Source organism: Pseudomonas sp. AU11447, from assembly GCF_001672555.2.
GTDB classification, from domain to species: Bacteria; Pseudomonadota; Gammaproteobacteria; order Pseudomonadales; family Pseudomonadaceae; genus Pseudomonas; species Pseudomonas nitroreducens.
Genome location: NZ_LZDG02000017.1, coordinates 350670 through 366911, shown reverse-complemented (window position 1 = coordinate 366911; position 16242 = coordinate 350670). Strand labels below are relative to the sequence as shown.

The following is a 16242-nucleotide window of genomic DNA, read 5'->3' as shown; positions in this document are numbered from 1 at the left end:
AGCCGGGGAGATTGACTCGTGAACCAGCCACTTACAGTGACGGCTGCGCAGAAGGCCGGCCCGAAACTCACCGCCGGCATTGTCGGCGCCGCGCTCGTCGCGCTGCTGATCCTGCCGCTGCTGCACCTGTTGCCGGAGAGCAACGCGCTGCACCTGTCCGCCTACGGGCTGACGCTCACCGGCAAGATCCTCTGCTACGCCATCGTCGCGCTGGCGCTGGACCTGGTGTGGGGCTACGCCGGCCTGCTGTCCCTGGGCCATGGGTTGTTCTTCGCCCTGGGCGGCTATGCCATGGGCATGTACCTGATGCGCGAGGCGGCCGGCGACCAGTTGCCCGCTTTCATGACCTTCCTTTCCTGGACGGAGCTGCCCTGGTACTGGGCCGGCACCCAGCACTTCCTCTGGGCGCTGTGCCTGGTGGTGCTGGCGCCCGGGCTGCTGGCCCTGGTGTTCGGTTTCTTCGCCTTCCGTTCGCGGATCAAGGGCGTGTACTTCTCGATCATGACCCAGGCGCTGACCTTCGCCGGCATGCTGCTGTTCTTCCGCAACGAGACCGGCTTTGGCGGCAACAACGGCTTCACCAACTTCCGCAGCATCCTCGGCTTCTCCATCACCGCGCCGGGCACGCGAGTGGCGCTGTTCGTCGCCATCGTCGTGCTGCTGGCGGCCAGCCTCGCGGTCGGTTTCGCCCTGGCACGCAGCAAGTTCGGCCGGGTGCTCACCGCCCTGCGCGACGCGGAGAACCGCCTGATGTTCTGCGGCTACGACCCGCGCGGCTACAAGCTGTTCGTCTGGACACTCTCCGCGGTGATCTGCGGCTTGGCCGGCGCACTGTTCGTGCCGCTGGTGGGCATCATCAACCCCAGCGAGATGTCGCCGACCAACTCCATCGAAGCCGCCGTCTGGGTCGCCCTCGGCGGACGCGGCACGCTGATCGGCCCGCTGCTTGGCGCCGGTGTGGTGAACGGCGCGAAGAGCTGGTTCACCGTGGCCTTCCCCGAGTACTGGCTGTTCTTCCTCGGCGCGCTGTTCATCCTCGTCACCCTGTACCTGCCGCGCGGCATCCTCGGCCTGATCAAGCGGGAGAAAGAGCAATGAGAGCGGTCCCCCACCTGATGCTGGAACCGGCCTACGATCCCAACCGTGACCCCGGCGCCAGCCGCGATGCCATCGGCCTCGGTTCGAGCGCCAGCGGCCAGCTGGACGTGCGCCACGGCACCATCCTCACCCTGGAAGACATCAACGTCAGTTTCGACGGCTTCCGCGCCCTGCGCGACCTGACGCTGTACATCGGCGTCGGCGAACTGCGCTGCATCATCGGCCCCAACGGCGCGGGCAAGACCACGCTAATGGACGTGATCACCGGCAAGACCCGCCCGGACAACGGCAAGGCCTACTTCGGCGAAACCCTCGATCTCACCCGCATGAGCGAGGTGGACATCGTCCAGGCCGGCATCGGCCGCAAGTTCCAGAAACCCACGGTGTTCGAGGCGCTTTCGGTGTTCGAGAACCTGGAGCTCGCGCAGAAGACCGACAAGTCGGTGTGGGCCAGCCTCAGGGCGAAGCTGTCCGGCGAGCAGAAGGACCGCATCGAGGAAGTCCTCACCACCATCCGCCTGCGCGAGTCGCGCAACCGCCCCGCCGGGCTGCTCTCCCACGGGCAGAAGCAGTTCCTCGAGATCGGCATGCTGCTGGTACAGGAGCCACAACTCCTGCTGCTGGACGAACCGGTGGCAGGCATGACCGACGCCGAGACCGAGTTCACCGCCGAGCTGTTCAAGTCCCTCGCCGGCAAGCACTCGCTGATGGTGGTGGAGCACGACATGGGCTTCGTCGGCAGCATCGCCGACCACGTCAGCGTGCTGCACCAGGGGCATGTGCTGGCCGAGGGTTCGCTGGAAGACGTACAGGCGAATGAGCAGGTCATTGAGGTCTATCTGGGGCGCTAGACCGACGGCGGATGAAGCGTTCCGCTTCATTCGCCCTACGCCAGAGCCAACCGTAGGGCGCATAACGCGCAGCGTTATCCGCCGCAGCCCGACTCCAAGGAATACGCACATGCTGCAAGTCGACAAGCTCCACCAGTACTACGGCGGCAGCCACATCCTCCGTGGCCTGTCGTTCGACGCGAAGATCGGCGAGGTTACCTGCCTGCTCGGCCGCAACGGCGTGGGCAAGACCACGCTGCTGCGTTGCCTGATGGGCCTGGTGCCGGCCAAGGAAGGCAAGGTCAGTTGGGAAGGCAAACCGATCACCGGGTTCAAGCCGCACCAGCGCGTACACGCCGGCATCGCCTACGTGCCGCAGGGGCGGGAAATCTTTCCCCGGCTGACGGTGGAGGAGAACCTGCTGATGGGCTTGTCGCGCTTCGGCGCCAGCGAGGCCAAGACGGTGCCCGAGCACATTTATGAGCTGTTCCCTGTGCTCAAGGAAATGAAGCAGCGCCGCGGCGGCGACCTCTCCGGCGGCCAGCAGCAACAGCTCGCCATCGGTCGCGCCCTGGCCAGCAAGCCGCGCCTGCTGATCCTCGACGAGCCCACCGAAGGCATCCAGCCCTCGGTGATCAAGGAGATCGGCGCGGTGATCCGCAAGCTTGCCGAGCGCGGCGACATGGCCATACTGCTGGTGGAGCAGTTCTATGACTTCGCCGCCGAGCTGGCCGACCAGTACCTGGTGATGTCGCGCGGGGAAATCGTCCAGCAGGGGCGCGGCGTGGACATGGGGGCCGAGGGCGTGCGGGGGTTGGTGACCATCTGAGGCGACGGCATTCTGCGCCGGTTCGCGAGCAAGCTCGCTCCTACAGGTCGGGCCTGCATGCTCTTTGTAGGAGCGAGCTTGTGACCCACAGGGATGTGGGGAATGCCGTTATCCGTAGGGAACGAATTCGGCCTCGCGAACCACGCCCGACGCCGAGACGACCTGTCACTGGCGCATGACGGCGGCCGGTGGCAAGCTGCCAGGCCCCGTACTGTTCTTTCCGGAGTTCGTCATGCCCCTCATCCTGCGCCCCGCCGTCAATGACGACGCCGGCTTCGCCGCAGTCTGCGTGGCCGCCGCCTACGCCCAGTGGATTCCCACCCTCGGCCGCAAGCCGGGGCCGATGCTGGATGACTACCACGCCATCATCGCCGAGGACCGCGTGCTCATCGCCGAACAGGACGGCGTCCCCGTCGGCCTGCTGGTGATGCGCGAGACCGACGAGGGCTTCCTGCTCGACAACATCGCCGTGCTGCCCGAATGCGCCGGCCAGGGCATCGGCCGCACCCTGCTGATCCATGCTGAGCAAACCGCCGCGCAATTGGGCTACGCGTCGTTGTACCTCTATACCAACGAGCGGATGACCGAGAACATCGAGCTGTACGCGAAGAACGGTTACCAGGAGTACGCGCGCAAGGTCGAGAACGGTTTCCGCCGGGTGTACATGCGCAAGCAGCTCGCCCAGTAGAAGCGAGCGAAACGCCCAGTTCTTGCTCGCGAACCGCCGATTCAACCGATGATTCCGGCGTTAGTCTGACCAACTGTTCGCGAGCAAGCTCGCCCCACGGCCATTGCACCAACATGGTGCACGCCTGGCGATAACGCACCGCAACCGCGCCAATACCTGACCGATCGGACAATCACCTCCATCGCCGTCAATCCCGCGCCATACCTGAGCTTCACCTAGCCAGGCAGTGGCCACGCACTATCCTGGCGCACCCCGGCACGACGCTTGCACTGTCATGTGCATCCTTCGTTTTCGAAGCTGCCCATGAACGCACCGGCCACCCTCTTCCACCCTGCCTGGCACGCCGAGCTCGAGCTGGCCTATGCCCGCGTCGGCGACTGCACCCGCCCAGTCACGCGAAGGCATCTCGGCCCGTTGCGGGTGCAGAAGCACCTCTACGCAGAAGGCCCACAGGTCTGCCAGCACATCGTGGTGCACCCGCCCGGCGGCATCGCCGGCGGCGACACCCTGGACCTGGATATCCACGCCGGCACCGGCAGTTGGGCACAGCTCACCAGCCCCGGCGCAGCCAAGTGGTACCGCGCCACGTGTCCGGCAAAACAGCAATTGAAACTGCGTGTCGCGCCCGGCGCCACCCTGGAATGGCTACCGCAGGAAACCATCGTCTATTCCGGCGCCCAGGCGGAGCTGGCTACCTGCATCGATCTCGAACACGACGCCCGGCTGTTCTACTGGGACATCGTCGCCCTCGGTCGCCCGGCCAGCGGCGAGCGCTTCGACAACGGCCACTTCGCCGCCGCCCTGGATATCCATCGTGACGGCCAGCGCCTGTGGCACGAGCGCCAGCGCGTGGACGGCGGCGACCGCCTGCTCGACTCGCCCATCGGCCTCGCCGGCCATCCGGTAATGGCCACGCTGATCGCCAGCGGGCAGATCGACGCTGCACTCATCCAGGCCTGCCGCTCCATCCCCTGCCAGGGGCGCGGCAACCTCACCCAACTGCCCGGCCTGGTGGTCGCCCGCTGCCTCGCCCATGAGGCGCTGCACGCCCGCGCCTGGCTCATCGAACTCTGGCGCCGGCTACGGCCAGCGCTGCTCGGCCGCGAGGCCGTTCCTCCCCGAATCTGGAGTACCTGAAATGGACCTGACCCCTCGCGAAAAAGACAAGCTGCTGATCTTCACCGCCGGCCTGGTTGCCGAGCGCCGCCTCGCCCGCGGTGTGAAGCTCAATTACCCGGAAGCCATCGCACTGATCTCCGCCGCGCTGCTCGAAGGTGCACGCGATGGCCAGACGGTTGCTGACCTGATGCACTACGGCACCACGCTGCTGACCCGCGAACAGGTGATGGAAGGAGTACCGGAAATGATCCCGGAGATTCAGGTAGAAGCGACCTTCCCCGACGGGACCAAACTGGTCACTGTGCACCAACCCATCGCCTGAACGCGCGCGTCCCACACCCCAGGGGCGGCGACAATGGCGGATGAAGCGTTGCGCGTCATTCGCCCACCGTACAGAGGAACCGACATGCTCATCCGCGACGCCAGCCAAGCCGACCTCGGCAGTCTGCGCGACATCTACAACGACGCCGTGCTCAACACCACTGCGATCTGGAACGAGGTCGCCATCGACCTGGAGAACCGCCGCCAATGGCTGGAGCTGCGCGCGCAGCAAGGCTTCCCGGTGCTGGTGGCCGAAGACGGCGCAGAGGTGCTGGGTTATGCCAGCTACGGCCCGTGGCGGGCCTTCGATGGCTTCCGCGAAACCGTGGAGCATTCGGTCTACGTGCGCGCCGACCAGCGCGGCAAGGGCCTCGGCCCGATCCTGATGCAGGCGCTGATCCAGCGCGCCCGCGCCCAGGGCCTGCATGTGATGGTTGCAGCCATCGAGAGCGGTAACGCGGCGTCGATCCGCCTGCACGAACGCCTGGGCTTCGTCACCACCGGGCAGATGCCGCAGGTGGGCCAGAAGTTCGGCCGCTGGCTGGACCTGACCTTCATGCAACTCAACCTCGACTCACGGAGCACTCCATGATCCCAGGCGAATACGACATCCAGCCCGGCGAGATCGAACTCAACGCCGGCCGCCGCACGTTGGGCCTGACGGTGGCGAACAGCGGCGACCGGCCGATCCAGGTCGGCTCGCACTACCACTTCTTCGAGACCAACGACGCGTTGCTATTTGATCGTGACGCGGCTCGCGGCATGCGCCTGAACATTCCCGCCGGCACTGCCGTGCGCTTCGAGCCGGGGCAGCGTCGTGACGTGGAACTGGTGGAACTGGCGGGCGAGAGAAAGGTTTACGGATTTGCCGGACGAGTGATGGGCGCGCTCTGACAGCCTCTCACCCCGGCCCTCTCCCAAGGGGAGAGGGAGAAACGCAGTGCGCCGATCCGCCGCCTTTCCCTCCGGGAGAGGGTTGGGGTGAGGGCGAGTCAACGCAGGGACCGACCAGGGAGCCCCAATGAAAATCAGCAGACAAGCCTACGCCGACATGTTCGGCCCCACCGTCGGCGACCGCGTTCGGCTGGCCGATACCAACCTGTGGATCGAGGTGGAGAAGGACTTCACCGTCTACGGCGAGGAAGTGAAGTTCGGCGGCGGCAAGGTCATCCGCGACGGCATGGGCCAGGGCCAACGGTGTGCCGCCGAAGTGGTCGACACGGTGATCACCAACGCGCTGATCATCGACCACTGGGGCATCGTCAAGGCCGACGTCGGCCTCAAGCACGGGCGCATCGCTGCCATCGGCAAGGCCGGCAACCCGGACATCCAGCCGGGCGTCAGCATCGCCCTGGGCGCCAGCACCGAAGTGATCGCCGGCGAAGGCATGATCCTCACCGCTGGTGGCATCGACACGCACATCCACTTCATCTGCCCGCAGCAGATCGAAGAGGCGCTGATGAGCGGCGTGACCACCATGATCGGCGGCGGCACCGGGCCGGCCACCGGCACCAACGCCACCACCTGCACCTCGGGGCCCTGGCACATGGCGCGCATGCTCCAGGCCGCCGATGCCTTCCCGATGAACATCGGCTTCACCGGCAAGGGCAACGCCAGCCTGCCGCTGCCACTGGAGGAACAGGTGCGCGCCGGCGCCATCGGCCTGAAGCTGCACGAGGACTGGGGCACCACCCCGGCGGCGATCGACAACTGCCTGTCCGTGGCCGATCGCCTCGACGTGCAGGTGGCGATCCACACCGACACGCTCAACGAGTCCGGCTTCGTCGAAACCACCCTGGCCGCCTTCAAGGGCCGCACAATCCACACCTACCACACCGAAGGCGCCGGTGGCGGCCACGCACCGGACATCATCAAGGCCTGCGGCTTCGCCAATGTGCTGCCCAGCTCGACCAACCCGACCCGGCCCTTCACCCGCAACACCATCGACGAGCACCTGGACATGCTGATGGTCTGCCACCACCTGGACCCGAGCATCGCCGAGGACGTGGCCTTCGCCGAGTCACGCATCCGCCGCGAGACCATCGCCGCCGAGGACATTCTCCACGACCTCGGCGCCTTCAGCATGATCAGCTCCGACAGCCAGGCCATGGGCCGCGTCGGCGAAGTGATCACGCGCACCTGGCAGACCGCCGACAAGATGAAGAAGCAGCGCGGCGCGCTGGAGGGCGATGGCGCGCGCAACGACAACTTCCGCGCCAAGCGCTACATCGCCAAGTACACCATCAACCCGGCGATCACCCACGGCGTGGCCCATGAAGTGGGCTCCATCGAAGTAGGCAAACTGGCCGACCTGGTGCTCTGGCGCCCGGCCTTCTTCGGTGTGAAGCCGAGCCTGATCCTCAAGGGCGGCGCCATCGCCGCGAGCCTGATGGGCGATGCCAACGCCTCGATCCCGACGCCGCAGCCGGTGCACTACCGACCGATGTTCGCCAGCTACGCTGGCAGCCGCCACGCCACGAGCCTGACGTTCATCAGCCAGGCCGCATTCGACCTCGGCGTGCACCACGAGCTCGGCCTGCGCAAGGCCATCGGTGTGGTGAAGGGCTGCCGCAGCGTGCAGAAGACCGACCTGATCCATAACGCCTACCTGCCGCACATCGAGGTGGACGCGCAGAACTATCAGGTGCGCGCGGATGGACAACTGCTGTGGTGCGAACCGGCCGATGTGCTGCCGATGGCGCAGCGGTATTTTCTGTTCTGAAGCAGGTAAAGCCCAGCAACGGCAGCTTGCTGGCTTCCACAACATCACGATGATGGCTACCCTGCGCGCCCCCTGGGAAAGAGTCCCGGGGGTTACATCTCAGGAGAGTCACGTGAAATTCACCCGTATCGCCGCCACCCTGCTGGCCACTGCCATCCTCGCCGGCTGCACCGGCACCCCGATGAAGACCCAGACCTACAGCCCCGAGCAGTACACCGTTATCGGACACGGCGAAGGCAAGGCCACCGGGATCCTGCTGTTCGGCTTCATTCCGATCCAGCAGAACGACCGCTTCGTTCGCGCGCAGAACGTTGCAGTCAAGACCAAGGGCGGAGATGCACTGATCAACACCCAGGTGCAGGAAAACTGGTTCTGGGCCTGGGTCCTCACCGGCTACACCACCACCGTTTCCGGTGACGTGATCAAGCTGAACAAGTAAGGCCCTGCCTGCTTGCCGGACCGGCGCGCAATGCCCGGTCCGGCTTCCGCCCTTGTCTTAAATCAAACTTTTCTCCGTCCCCTTCCCCACCGCGCGCCGATTGAGATTCGTCTTATTCGGCTGACTGAATGCGCGCTGAACAATGAGCCCACTGATCCAGCGCACCCCCTGCGGCTGGACGGGTGAGGCTCCGCAGCCTGGAGCTCTGCCCTCCCCTTGCCTGACGCGATCAGGCGCCATCTCCCGGTGCAGGAAGGATCCGCTCTTGGAAGCCAGGCTTCCACTCTTCAGCCAGTGAACGGCTCCTTGCGCCGGAATACGCATTCGCTCACCCAGTGAGCGGGCGCAAGGAGGATTGCAATGCGCTTCAAGAAAACCCTGCTGGCGATGCACGTCGCACTGGCCGCCGGCATGCTTGCCCACAGCGGTGGCGCCGCCGCCGGCTCCTGCTCGGTAGACGGCTCGACGCTGAACTGCACGACCAGCATCTACTGGGCCCCCGGCGATACGTCGGCCTACGAGAAGATCGTGATCGATACCACTGGCGAGGAGCAATCCTTTACCCCGACCGGTTTCGGCATCTACGGCAACAGCTCGAAGTACACCCTCAAGGACGTATCGATCACCACGGCCTCCAGCAAGTCGGACGCTATTCAGGCCAACAACGGCGGCAGCAAGATCTCCATCGATAAGCTGCACATTGTCACCAAGGGCAGCTCGGCGGACGGCATCAACGTGACCGAGAACGCGCTCAATTCCGAAGTTCGGGTCGGCGACGGCGCCATCATCACCGCCGAAGGATCGGGTATGGGTGTGCGCGCCAACACCTCGAAGAATGGCGGCAAAAACCTTATCGAGCTGGGCGCCGGCGCGCAGATCACCACCAACGGAAGTGGCGCGAATTCGCTCGACGGAACGGGTTACGCTGTCTATGCAGGCAATCGCTCGCTGTCCGCCAATACTTACTGGGGCGACGCCGAAGTAATTCTCGGCGACGGCAGCACCATCGTCAGCAAGGGCAGCTCTGCCCATGCCGTCTATGCCAACCGCGGCGGCGTTATCCGCCTCGGCGATACCAGTATTACCACCGAGAAAACCAACGCATACGGCATCTACGCGCAAACGGCGGCAGACAAGAACGGCGACCGTGGCGGCCAGGTCTACCTGGGCGGCGACACCAGCGTCACCGTCACCGATGGCAACCGTGCGCTCTACGCCTCCGGCGCCGACTCGCTGATTCGCGCCGAGGCAGCCTCGATGTACCGCCTGGACAGCAGCGCGGCCAGTGACGTGCAGAACCGCAAGGGCGTTGCCCTGTATGCCGACAAGACCGGCGTCATCGACTTGAAAATGGCCGCCGGCTCCTACCTCAATGGCACCACCAGCACCGCCACCGATGGCGTGATCGACCTCGCCATGGATGGCGCCGCCAGCCAGTGGTTCATGACCGGCAACTCCAACCTCACCAACCTGACGCTCACCAATGGCGCGCAACTGGTCTATGACCGCCACGACGAACAGGGCGCATACACCTACAAGACCCTGACCGTGGATGGCGATTTCAGCGGTGGCGGCCATCTGGTCATGAACACCTACCTGGGCGACGACACCTCGGAAACCGACAAGCTGGCCATCACCGGCAGTACCTCGGGCGAGACCCGCGTCACGGTCAACAACACCACCGGGCTGGGCGACGAAACCGAACAGGGGATCGAGATGATCACCGTCGGCGGCACCTCCGCGGGCGAGTTCAAATCCGACCGCGTCACTGCTGGCGGCTATGAATACGTGCTGCGCCGCGGCGGCAGCTTCGTCGGCTCCACCGGTGCGGACAGCGACTGGTACCTGACCTCGTACAAGCCGAACGATCCCGATCCGGAGGATCCGCCACCCGTTGACCCGCCGCCGGTTGATCCGCCACCGGTTGATCCGCCGCCAGTTGATCCGCCGCCAGTCGACCCGCCGGGCCCGGTCGACCCGACCCCGGAAGACCCCGATCCGGTCGATCCCGCGCCGGAGCAACCAGGCCCCGTGGACCCAGCGCCGAAGCCCAGCGACAAGGACCGCGTGCGCCAGCCCGAAGGCGGCAGCTACACCGCCAACATCGCGGCGGCCAACACCATGTTCCTGCACCGCCTGCATGACCGCACCGGCAACCTGACCTACGTCGATCCGGATACCGGCAAGGAAGTCACTTCCATGCTCTGGATGCGCAACGTCGATGGCTCGACCCGCTGGGAAGACAGCACCGGCCAGCTCAAGACCGAAGCCAACCGCTACGTGCTGCAGATCGGCAGCGACCTGTACCGCAAGGAAACCGACAACGGCGACTGGGTACTGGGTGTGATGGCCGGCTACGCCAACGGCAACTCGACGACCAAGTCCCGCGTCACCGGCTACCGCTCGCGCGGCGAGATCGACGGCTACAGCCTGGGCGTCTATGGCACCTGGTACGAGAACAAGGACGATGAGAACGGTGCGTACGTCGACAGCTGGATTCTCTACAACGAATTCGATGCCGACGTGAAAGGCGACCAGTTGGCCAAGGAGAGCTACGACCTCAAGGGCATCACTGCTTCAATCGAGGCCGGCAAGACCTTCGAAGTGGCGAAGACCGAGAGCGCCAGCTACTACGTGCAGCCCCAGGCGCAGGTGGTGTACATGGGCGTCAAGGCTGACAGCCATCGCGAGGCCAACGGTACCAAGGTCACCGGCAAGGGCGACGGCAACATCATGACCCGCCTGGGCGCCCGCGCTGCCGTGCGCAGCAACGAGGCTGGCGGCTTCGCCAACACCTATGGCGTGGAGCCGTACCTGGAGACCAACTGGATCCACAACTCCAAGGACTTCGGCGCGAAGATGGGCAGCACCAAGTTCGAGATGGACGGCGCCAGCGACATCTTCGAAGTGAAGCTCGGCGCCACCAGCAAGGTGAACAGCCGGGTCAACGTCTGGGGTGAAGTGGGCAAGCAGTTCGGCGACAACGGTTACCGCGACCAGGCGGTGACGCTGGGGCTGAAAGTCAACTTCTGATCCCAGGCTGAATGAGGGCCGTCGCACGAGAGTGCGGCGGCCTTTTTTTGCACTTCGCCTCTTCCTGGAAACACCTGACGTTTCGATCAGCTTTCATCCGTCGGCCCTGTCGTACAGCTGGGCTGCTATGCTCTGCTGCTCGAAGAATCAGGTGGACCAGCGATGACGGCGATGACTCCGCAGACAAACGACCGCACGGGTATTTCGCCCGCTCTGGCCGCGTTGCGCGCAGCCACCCATGCCCTGCATGCCGACCTCGACAGCCGCTCGCCGCTGACTGCCGCGCTGACCCGCGCCGACTACCTCGATCATGCCGCCCGCGTGCTCGGCTGGATGCGCCCGCTGGAGCAGGCGCTCTGGCCGCTCTGGCCGGACGCCGACGATGCAGCCCTGCGCCGTGGCAAGAGCCGGTGGCTGGAAGACGACCTGCGGGCCGGCGCTCACGCCGAAGAGCCCGTGGCCGACTGCCCCTGCGTACCCACGCCGAATGGCCTGGCCGAAGCCTTCGGCATCGCCTACGTCGCCGAAGGCGCGACCCTCGGCGGGCGCGTACTCTACAAGCGCCTCAAGACCTCCCTCGATCCCCTGCCACTGCGCTGGCTGCAAGGCTACGGCGAGCACACGGGCGAGCGCTGGGGCAGCTTCCAGCGCCTGCTGGCCGAACACGTCAGCACCGCCGAAGACATCGCCCTTGCGCAACAGGCCGCCGTGCAGGCCTTCACGTCGTTCCGCGACTGGGTGATCGACGCCACACCCGACCGGGCGGGCCAGGCATGAGCGATCAGCCCGTCACCCTCGCCAACTGCGAGGACGAACCCATCCATGTGCCCGGCGCGATTCAGCCCCACGGCGCGCTGATCGCACTCGACGAGCTGGGTCGCGTACTCGGCTTCAGCGACAACCTCGGCACCCTGCTGGGCATCGCCCCACCGCTGGGCGAGCCACTGGCCGAGGCCTGCGTCGGGCACGGTGTGCTGGCGATGCTCGCGGAAGGGCTGGCCGAGCAAGGTCCCTGGGTCAACAGCGTGGAAGCGCGGATCAACCGGCGCTTCTTCGACGTGATCGGCCACAGCCATGACGGCGTGCGTTACCTGGAGTTCGAGCGGCGCGCGGCCGGCACCGCCTCCTTCACCACCTTTGCCCTCAACGCCCAGCGCCTGGTCAGCCAGTTGCAGTTGCGCAACGACGTCGAGAGCCTGCTGATCAGCGTCACCGAGGAAGTGCGGCGGATGACCGGTTACGACCGCGTCATGGCCTACCGCTTCAATGAAGACGACTCCGGCGAAGTCGTCGCCGAGTCCCGCCGTGAGGACCTGGAGACCTACCTCGGCCAGCGCTACCCGGCATCGGACATTCCCGCCCAGGCGCGCCGCCTGTACCTGCAGAATCCAGTGCGGCTGATCGGCGATGCCGCCTACCAGCCAGTGGCCGTGCACCCCACGCTGAACCCCGGCAGCGGCAAGCCGTTCGACCTGAGTTTCAGCACCCTGCGCAGCGTCTCGCCGATCCACTGCGAGTACCTGGCGAACATGGGCGTGCGCGCGTCGATGAGCATTTCCATCGTGGTCGGCGGGCGTCTGTGGGGGCTGTTCTCCTGCCACCACATGAGCCCGAAGGTGGTGCCCTACCCGATCCGCATGTCCTTCCAGGTGTTCTCCCAGGTCTGCAGCGCCATGGTCGAGCGCCTCGAACAGAGCCGCACCAGCGAACTCCTGCGCCAGGCTTCCGAGCGCCAGCAGGCACTGCTGCGCCGCACCCGCGACTCCGACGACCTGCTCAGCGCCCTGGCCCGCCCCGATGCGAGCATCGCCGACCTGCTGCCCTGTGATGGCGCGGTGGTGATGCTCGGCGGGCGCGCCAGCAGCATCGGCGGCGACTTCGAGGACCTGGCCGTTTCCATCGTCGCCCAGCTGCAACAGGACGACGAGCTGGACCTGTTCCACAGCGACCGCCGCCTGGATCTGCCCGAGGGCCTGCATGACCCGCGCTACTGCGGCGTCATGGCGATTCGTTTCCATCGCCAGGAGTCGGGCTGGATCGTCTGGCTGCGCCTGGAGCAGGTGCACCGCATCCGCTGGGGTGGCAAGCCGGAGAAGATCGTCAAGACCGGCCCTTCCGGCGCGCGCCTGACGCCGCGCGGCTCGTTCGAAGCCTGGGAGGAAGTGGTGCGTGGGCGCTCGATGCCCTGGACCGGCATCGACCTGAGCATCGCCGACAAGCTGCGCACCGAATTGGTGGAGCTGTGCCTGAACCGCGCCGGCGAGATCGACCGCATGCGCCAGCGCCTGATCGCCGTGCTCGGCCACGACCTGCGCAACCCGCTGCAATCCATCTCCATGGCGGCCGCGATGCTCTCCTCCAGCGACGTGCGCAATGCCGAACTGCGCCAGCACATCACCTACTCCAGCAGCCGCATGGAACGCCTGATCAGCCAGATTCTCGAGATGAGCCGCCTGCAAAGCGGCGCGGGAATGACGGTCAAGCCGGTAGCCGCCGAGCTCTCGCGGCTGGTGCGCGATATCGTCCAGGAAACCGACGTGGCCTATCCGGGCCTGTCCATCGAGACCGCCATCGAGGATGACGTGCAGGCCCAGGTCGACCCGGACCGCTACCTGCAGGTGGTCGCCAACCTGCTGAGCAACGCCCGCCACCACGGCCGCCCCGGCCGCCCGGTGCTGGTGGAGCTGCGCCGCCAGGGCGAGCTGGCGCGGCTGAGCATCCTCAACGAGGCCGAAGCGCTGGACGAGGCGCGTCTGGGCAACCTCTTCGAGCCGTTCAAGCAGGATGCCGGCGGGCATGGCCGCAACAAGAGCGGGCTGGGCATCGGCCTGTACATTTCCCAGGCCATCGTCAGCGCCCATGGCGGCCGCATCGAAGTGGAACAGGCCGACGGCATCATCACCTTCAGCGTGCTGGTGCCGCTCATGCCAACACCCTGATACCGGAAAGCTCGCTCCTACAATGCAGAACGGCGCCTCGGGGCGCCGTTCTCAATGGACGAAAAAAGCTCAGCGCAGCTGACTGTCCTTGCTGCCGCGACGGTTGTAGCCACTGTGGGCGGACTGCTCCTTGTCATGCTCGGCCTGGCAGTTGACGCACAGGCGCACGCCGGGAATGGCCTTGCGCCGCGCCTCGGGAATCAGCGCATCGCACTCCTCGCAATGAGTCAGGCTCTCGCCTTTGGGCAACTGGCTGCGCGCCCGTGCAATGGCATCCTCGATGGTGCTGTCGATCTGCTCCTGAACCGCTCCGTCGTTTGCCCAGCCGCTGGCCATGGCGACCTCCCGTGGATTGTTCGCATGTCCTGCAGATATGCAGGGCGCAGCCGGTGATTGCAAGGGCATTGGCGCGCGAAGCGACGAGTGCGTCGTGCGTGGAAATCCAGAAGCGTCTGATGTTCCGCGCCCCGGCGGCTGCCGAAAATGGCCGGTCCTTCCGTCTGCCTGGGAATCCGCCATGCGCTACGCCTCCGCCCTGATCGCCAGCCTGTTGCTCACCGGCCTGCTGCCCCGCGCCGCCAATGCCGATACCACCGATGCCAGCCTGCGCGACATGGAGCGCTACCTGCTGCTGTACAGCGCCACGGGCGACGAGCGCTTCCTGACCCGCCTGGACAATCTCGGCACAAGCTTCGAGCAGCAGCTCGCGCAGCAGAAGAACGCAGCGAGCCTGCAGGACCTCTGGCAGCTCTATCGGCAGACACTGGAGCAGGTGCGCGCGGCTTACGTGCAGAAAGACGTAGACCTGCAGCACGCCGTGGCGCAGACACGGGAAGTCGCCGGCCTGTTCGACAGTTTCATACTGGCGCGGGAGACGCTGACACCGGGGCTGGAAAATGAATTGCGCGAGTTGGCGCTGCTGGAGGCACGGCGAGCCAACGAACGCTTGCTGGGAAAGGAAACCGGGGACGATGCCAAGCGCATCGGGGAGTTGCAGGAACGGATCGGCGAACGTCTGGCGGCACTACCCGCCGGTGCCAGCCGGGACTCCCTGCTCTCGCGCTGGAGCTATCTGCGCAAGGCGGAGAAACCCGAAGGCACTCTGCTCTATCCCTTCAACGCCCAGGTCGAATACCTGCTGGCGCATCTGCCGCGTAGCTGAGCGGCACAGGACAGAACGGGCTGTCCTACTCTTTGACTTCCATGTATTCGCGTGCCCAGATCTGGTACTCCTCAGGCAGCGTGTACTTCTTCGCCAGTTCCGAAGCGGTCAGGTCGGAGGCATGCACGCCACGCTGCTCGCGCAGGCAGTCGTAGGTGGCCTTGATCGCGGCGAAGTAGGCGGCGTGGCCGTCAACCACGATGCGCACGCCCAGCTCGGCCAGTCGCGCGTCGTCGCGCAGCTCGGGGTTGCCGTAGGACACCAGCATCAGCGGCACGGACAGGTGGCGGGAGATGGCTTCCAGGTGGTCGAAGTCGCGGATACCGACCATGCAGATGCCATCGGCGCCAGCGGCCTGGTAGGCCAGGGTGCGGCGGATCACATCGTCCACTTCCAGCACCTCGGCATTGGTGCGGGCGATGATCGCCATTTCCGGGTCGATGCGCGCTTCCAGCGCGGCGCGGATCTTGCCGACGCCTTCCTCGACCGGGATCAGGTCGGTGGACTTGCGGCCGAACTGCGCCGGCAGCAGCGTATCCTCGATGGTCAGCGCGGCCACGCCGGCACGTTCCAGTTCAACGATGGTGCGCATGGTGTTCAGCGCGTTGCCGTAGCCGTGGTCGGCATCGGCGATCACCGGCAGACGGGCAACGCGACCGATACGGGTGGCCTGCTCGGTGAATTCGCTGAGGGTGATCAGCGCGAAGTCAGGCGCCGCCAGGACTTGTAGTGAAGCTACAGAACCGCCCAGGATGCCCACCTCGAACCCCAGGTCGCCGGCGATGCGCGCCGACATGGGATCGAACACCGAAGCGGTGTGATAGCAGGCTGAAGAATTCAGTAAGGCGCGGAAATCCTTGCGCAATTCGTGGAAGGAGGCTCTGTGCATGGTGGGATCCAACTGCTAATACGGGGTGGGAGAACGGAAATCAGATAGTCGAAAACTCTTGTAGGAAAACTACAGGAACACAATGTAGCAAAACTACAAGCTACTCCCCAAGCCCTCTTTGCCACCATAGCCTTCCGACGGATACCCTGGTTTTCCCTCCGCGCTCGCGTAAA

General features: G+C 65.6%; 16 protein-coding genes. 14 read left to right on the top strand and 2 right to left on the bottom strand.

The window, feature by feature from the left end; translation table 11 throughout:
- The first annotated feature begins 18 nt into the window (after positions 1–18).
- The 13 genes from urtC to A6723_RS02265 all read left to right on the top strand — a co-directional run bounded on the left by urtC (position 19) and on the right by A6723_RS02265 (position 14018).
- Positions 19–1098 carry an urea ABC transporter permease subunit UrtC gene (urtC, locus tag A6723_RS02325; protein ID WP_054906421.1) on the top strand — a complete coding sequence of 360 codons (1080 nt, stop codon included), beginning with the start codon at positions 19–21 and terminating at the stop codon, positions 1096–1098.
- Positions 1095–1949: an urea ABC transporter ATP-binding protein UrtD gene (gene urtD, locus A6723_RS02320; RefSeq protein WP_139092873.1), complete on the top strand. Its 855-nt coding sequence runs from the start codon at positions 1095–1097 to the stop codon at positions 1947–1949. Before urtC ends, urtD begins: the two co-directional genes overlap by 4 nt.
- 109 nt (positions 1950–2058) lie before the next feature.
- Entirely contained in the window at positions 2059–2757 is a 699-nt protein-coding gene (urtE, locus tag A6723_RS02315; RefSeq protein WP_054906419.1) for an urea ABC transporter ATP-binding subunit UrtE, read from the top strand.
- A 232-nt stretch (positions 2758–2989) separates the two neighbouring features.
- On the top strand, positions 2990–3445 hold the full coding sequence (locus A6723_RS02310) for a GNAT family N-acetyltransferase (RefSeq protein WP_054906428.1): 456 nt from the start codon (positions 2990–2992) through the stop codon (positions 3443–3445).
- Positions 3446–3748: 303 nt separating this feature from the next.
- Positions 3749–4582 (top strand): urease accessory protein UreD, encoded by an 834-nt coding sequence (locus tag A6723_RS02305; RefSeq protein ID WP_054906418.1) that lies wholly within the window; start codon positions 3749–3751, stop codon positions 4580–4582.
- A 1-nt stretch (position 4583) separates the two neighbouring features.
- The gene (locus tag A6723_RS02300; RefSeq protein WP_045216369.1) at positions 4584–4886 is read left to right on the top strand and encodes an urease subunit gamma; all 303 of its coding nucleotides are present in this window, start codon (positions 4584–4586) and stop codon (positions 4884–4886) included.
- Positions 4887–4970: 84 nt separating this feature from the next.
- Complete coding sequence (locus A6723_RS02295; protein ID WP_054906417.1) at positions 4971–5477, top strand: GNAT family N-acetyltransferase; 507 nt, start codon at positions 4971–4973, stop codon at positions 5475–5477.
- A complete protein-coding gene (locus A6723_RS02290) occupies positions 5474–5779 on the top strand; it encodes an urease subunit beta (RefSeq protein WP_054906416.1) in 306 nt (101 codons plus the stop codon). Before A6723_RS02295 ends, A6723_RS02290 begins: the two co-directional genes overlap by 4 nt.
- 127 nt (positions 5780–5906) lie before the next feature.
- Positions 5907–7607, top strand: coding sequence for an urease subunit alpha (gene ureC / locus A6723_RS02285; protein WP_054906415.1), 1701 nt, complete (start codon positions 5907–5909; stop codon positions 7605–7607).
- Between the two features lie 112 nt (positions 7608–7719).
- Complete coding sequence (locus tag A6723_RS02280) at positions 7720–8046, top strand: hypothetical protein (protein WP_054906414.1); 327 nt, start codon at positions 7720–7722, stop codon at positions 8044–8046.
- A 360-nt stretch (positions 8047–8406) separates the two neighbouring features.
- Positions 8407–11079 carry an autotransporter outer membrane beta-barrel domain-containing protein gene (locus tag A6723_RS02275; RefSeq protein ID WP_054906413.1) on the top strand — a complete coding sequence of 891 codons (2673 nt, stop codon included), beginning with the start codon at positions 8407–8409 and terminating at the stop codon, positions 11077–11079.
- Positions 11080–11250: 171 nt separating this feature from the next.
- Entirely contained in the window at positions 11251–11856 is a 606-nt protein-coding gene (locus A6723_RS02270; protein WP_054906427.1) for a biliverdin-producing heme oxygenase, read from the top strand.
- A complete protein-coding gene (locus A6723_RS02265; protein WP_054906412.1) occupies positions 11853–14018 on the top strand; it encodes a GAF domain-containing protein in 2166 nt (721 codons plus the stop codon). The genes A6723_RS02270 and A6723_RS02265 overlap by 4 nt, the downstream gene beginning before the upstream one ends.
- Positions 14019–14087: 69 nt before the next feature.
- Here the strand turns inward: A6723_RS02265 and A6723_RS02260 are convergent, their stop codons facing one another.
- Complete coding sequence (locus A6723_RS02260) at positions 14088–14354, bottom strand: DksA/TraR family C4-type zinc finger protein (protein ID WP_054906411.1); 267 nt, start codon at positions 14352–14354, stop codon at positions 14088–14090.
- 181 nt (positions 14355–14535) lie between these two features.
- On the opposite strand from A6723_RS02260, the gene A6723_RS02255 reads away from it, so the two are divergent.
- Positions 14536–15180 carry a hypothetical protein gene (locus A6723_RS02255; protein WP_054906410.1) on the top strand — a complete coding sequence of 215 codons (645 nt, stop codon included), beginning with the start codon at positions 14536–14538 and terminating at the stop codon, positions 15178–15180.
- A 25-nt stretch (positions 15181–15205) separates the two neighbouring features.
- On the opposite strand, the gene A6723_RS02250 is transcribed toward A6723_RS02255, so the two are convergent.
- Positions 15206–16069, bottom strand: a complete 864-nt coding sequence (locus tag A6723_RS02250; RefSeq protein ID WP_054906409.1) for an oxaloacetate decarboxylase — start codon at positions 16067–16069, stop codon at positions 15206–15208.
- Between the last annotated feature and the right edge of the window lie 173 nt (positions 16070–16242).

Coding starts and splice junctions, on each gene's coding strand:
- urtD (WP_139092873.1), top strand. CDS start 1,095: ATGAGAGCGGTCCCCCACCTGATGCTGGAACCGGCCTACGATCCCAAC.
- urtE (WP_054906419.1), top strand. CDS start 2,059: ATGCTGCAAGTCGACAAGCTCCACCAGTACTACGGCGGCAGCCACATC.
- A6723_RS02310 (WP_054906428.1), top strand. CDS start 2,990: ATGCCCCTCATCCTGCGCCCCGCCGTCAATGACGACGCCGGCTTCGCC.
- A6723_RS02305 (WP_054906418.1), top strand. CDS start 3,749: ATGAACGCACCGGCCACCCTCTTCCACCCTGCCTGGCACGCCGAGCTC.
- A6723_RS02300 (WP_045216369.1), top strand. CDS start 4,584: ATGGACCTGACCCCTCGCGAAAAAGACAAGCTGCTGATCTTCACCGCC.
- A6723_RS02295 (WP_054906417.1), top strand. CDS start 4,971: ATGCTCATCCGCGACGCCAGCCAAGCCGACCTCGGCAGTCTGCGCGAC.
- A6723_RS02290 (WP_054906416.1), top strand. CDS start 5,474: ATGATCCCAGGCGAATACGACATCCAGCCCGGCGAGATCGAACTCAAC.
- ureC (WP_054906415.1), top strand. CDS start 5,907: ATGAAAATCAGCAGACAAGCCTACGCCGACATGTTCGGCCCCACCGTC.
- A6723_RS02275 (WP_054906413.1), top strand. CDS start 8,407: ATGCGCTTCAAGAAAACCCTGCTGGCGATGCACGTCGCACTGGCCGCC.
- A6723_RS02270 (WP_054906427.1), top strand. CDS start 11,251: ATGACTCCGCAGACAAACGACCGCACGGGTATTTCGCCCGCTCTGGCC.
- A6723_RS02265 (WP_054906412.1), top strand. CDS start 11,853: ATGAGCGATCAGCCCGTCACCCTCGCCAACTGCGAGGACGAACCCATC.
- A6723_RS02260 (WP_054906411.1), bottom strand. CDS start 14,354: ATGGCCAGCGGCTGGGCAAACGACGGAGCGGTTCAGGAGCAGATCGAC.
- A6723_RS02255 (WP_054906410.1), top strand. CDS start 14,536: ATGCGCTACGCCTCCGCCCTGATCGCCAGCCTGTTGCTCACCGGCCTG.
- A6723_RS02250 (WP_054906409.1), bottom strand. CDS start 16,069: ATGCACAGAGCCTCCTTCCACGAATTGCGCAAGGATTTCCGCGCCTTA.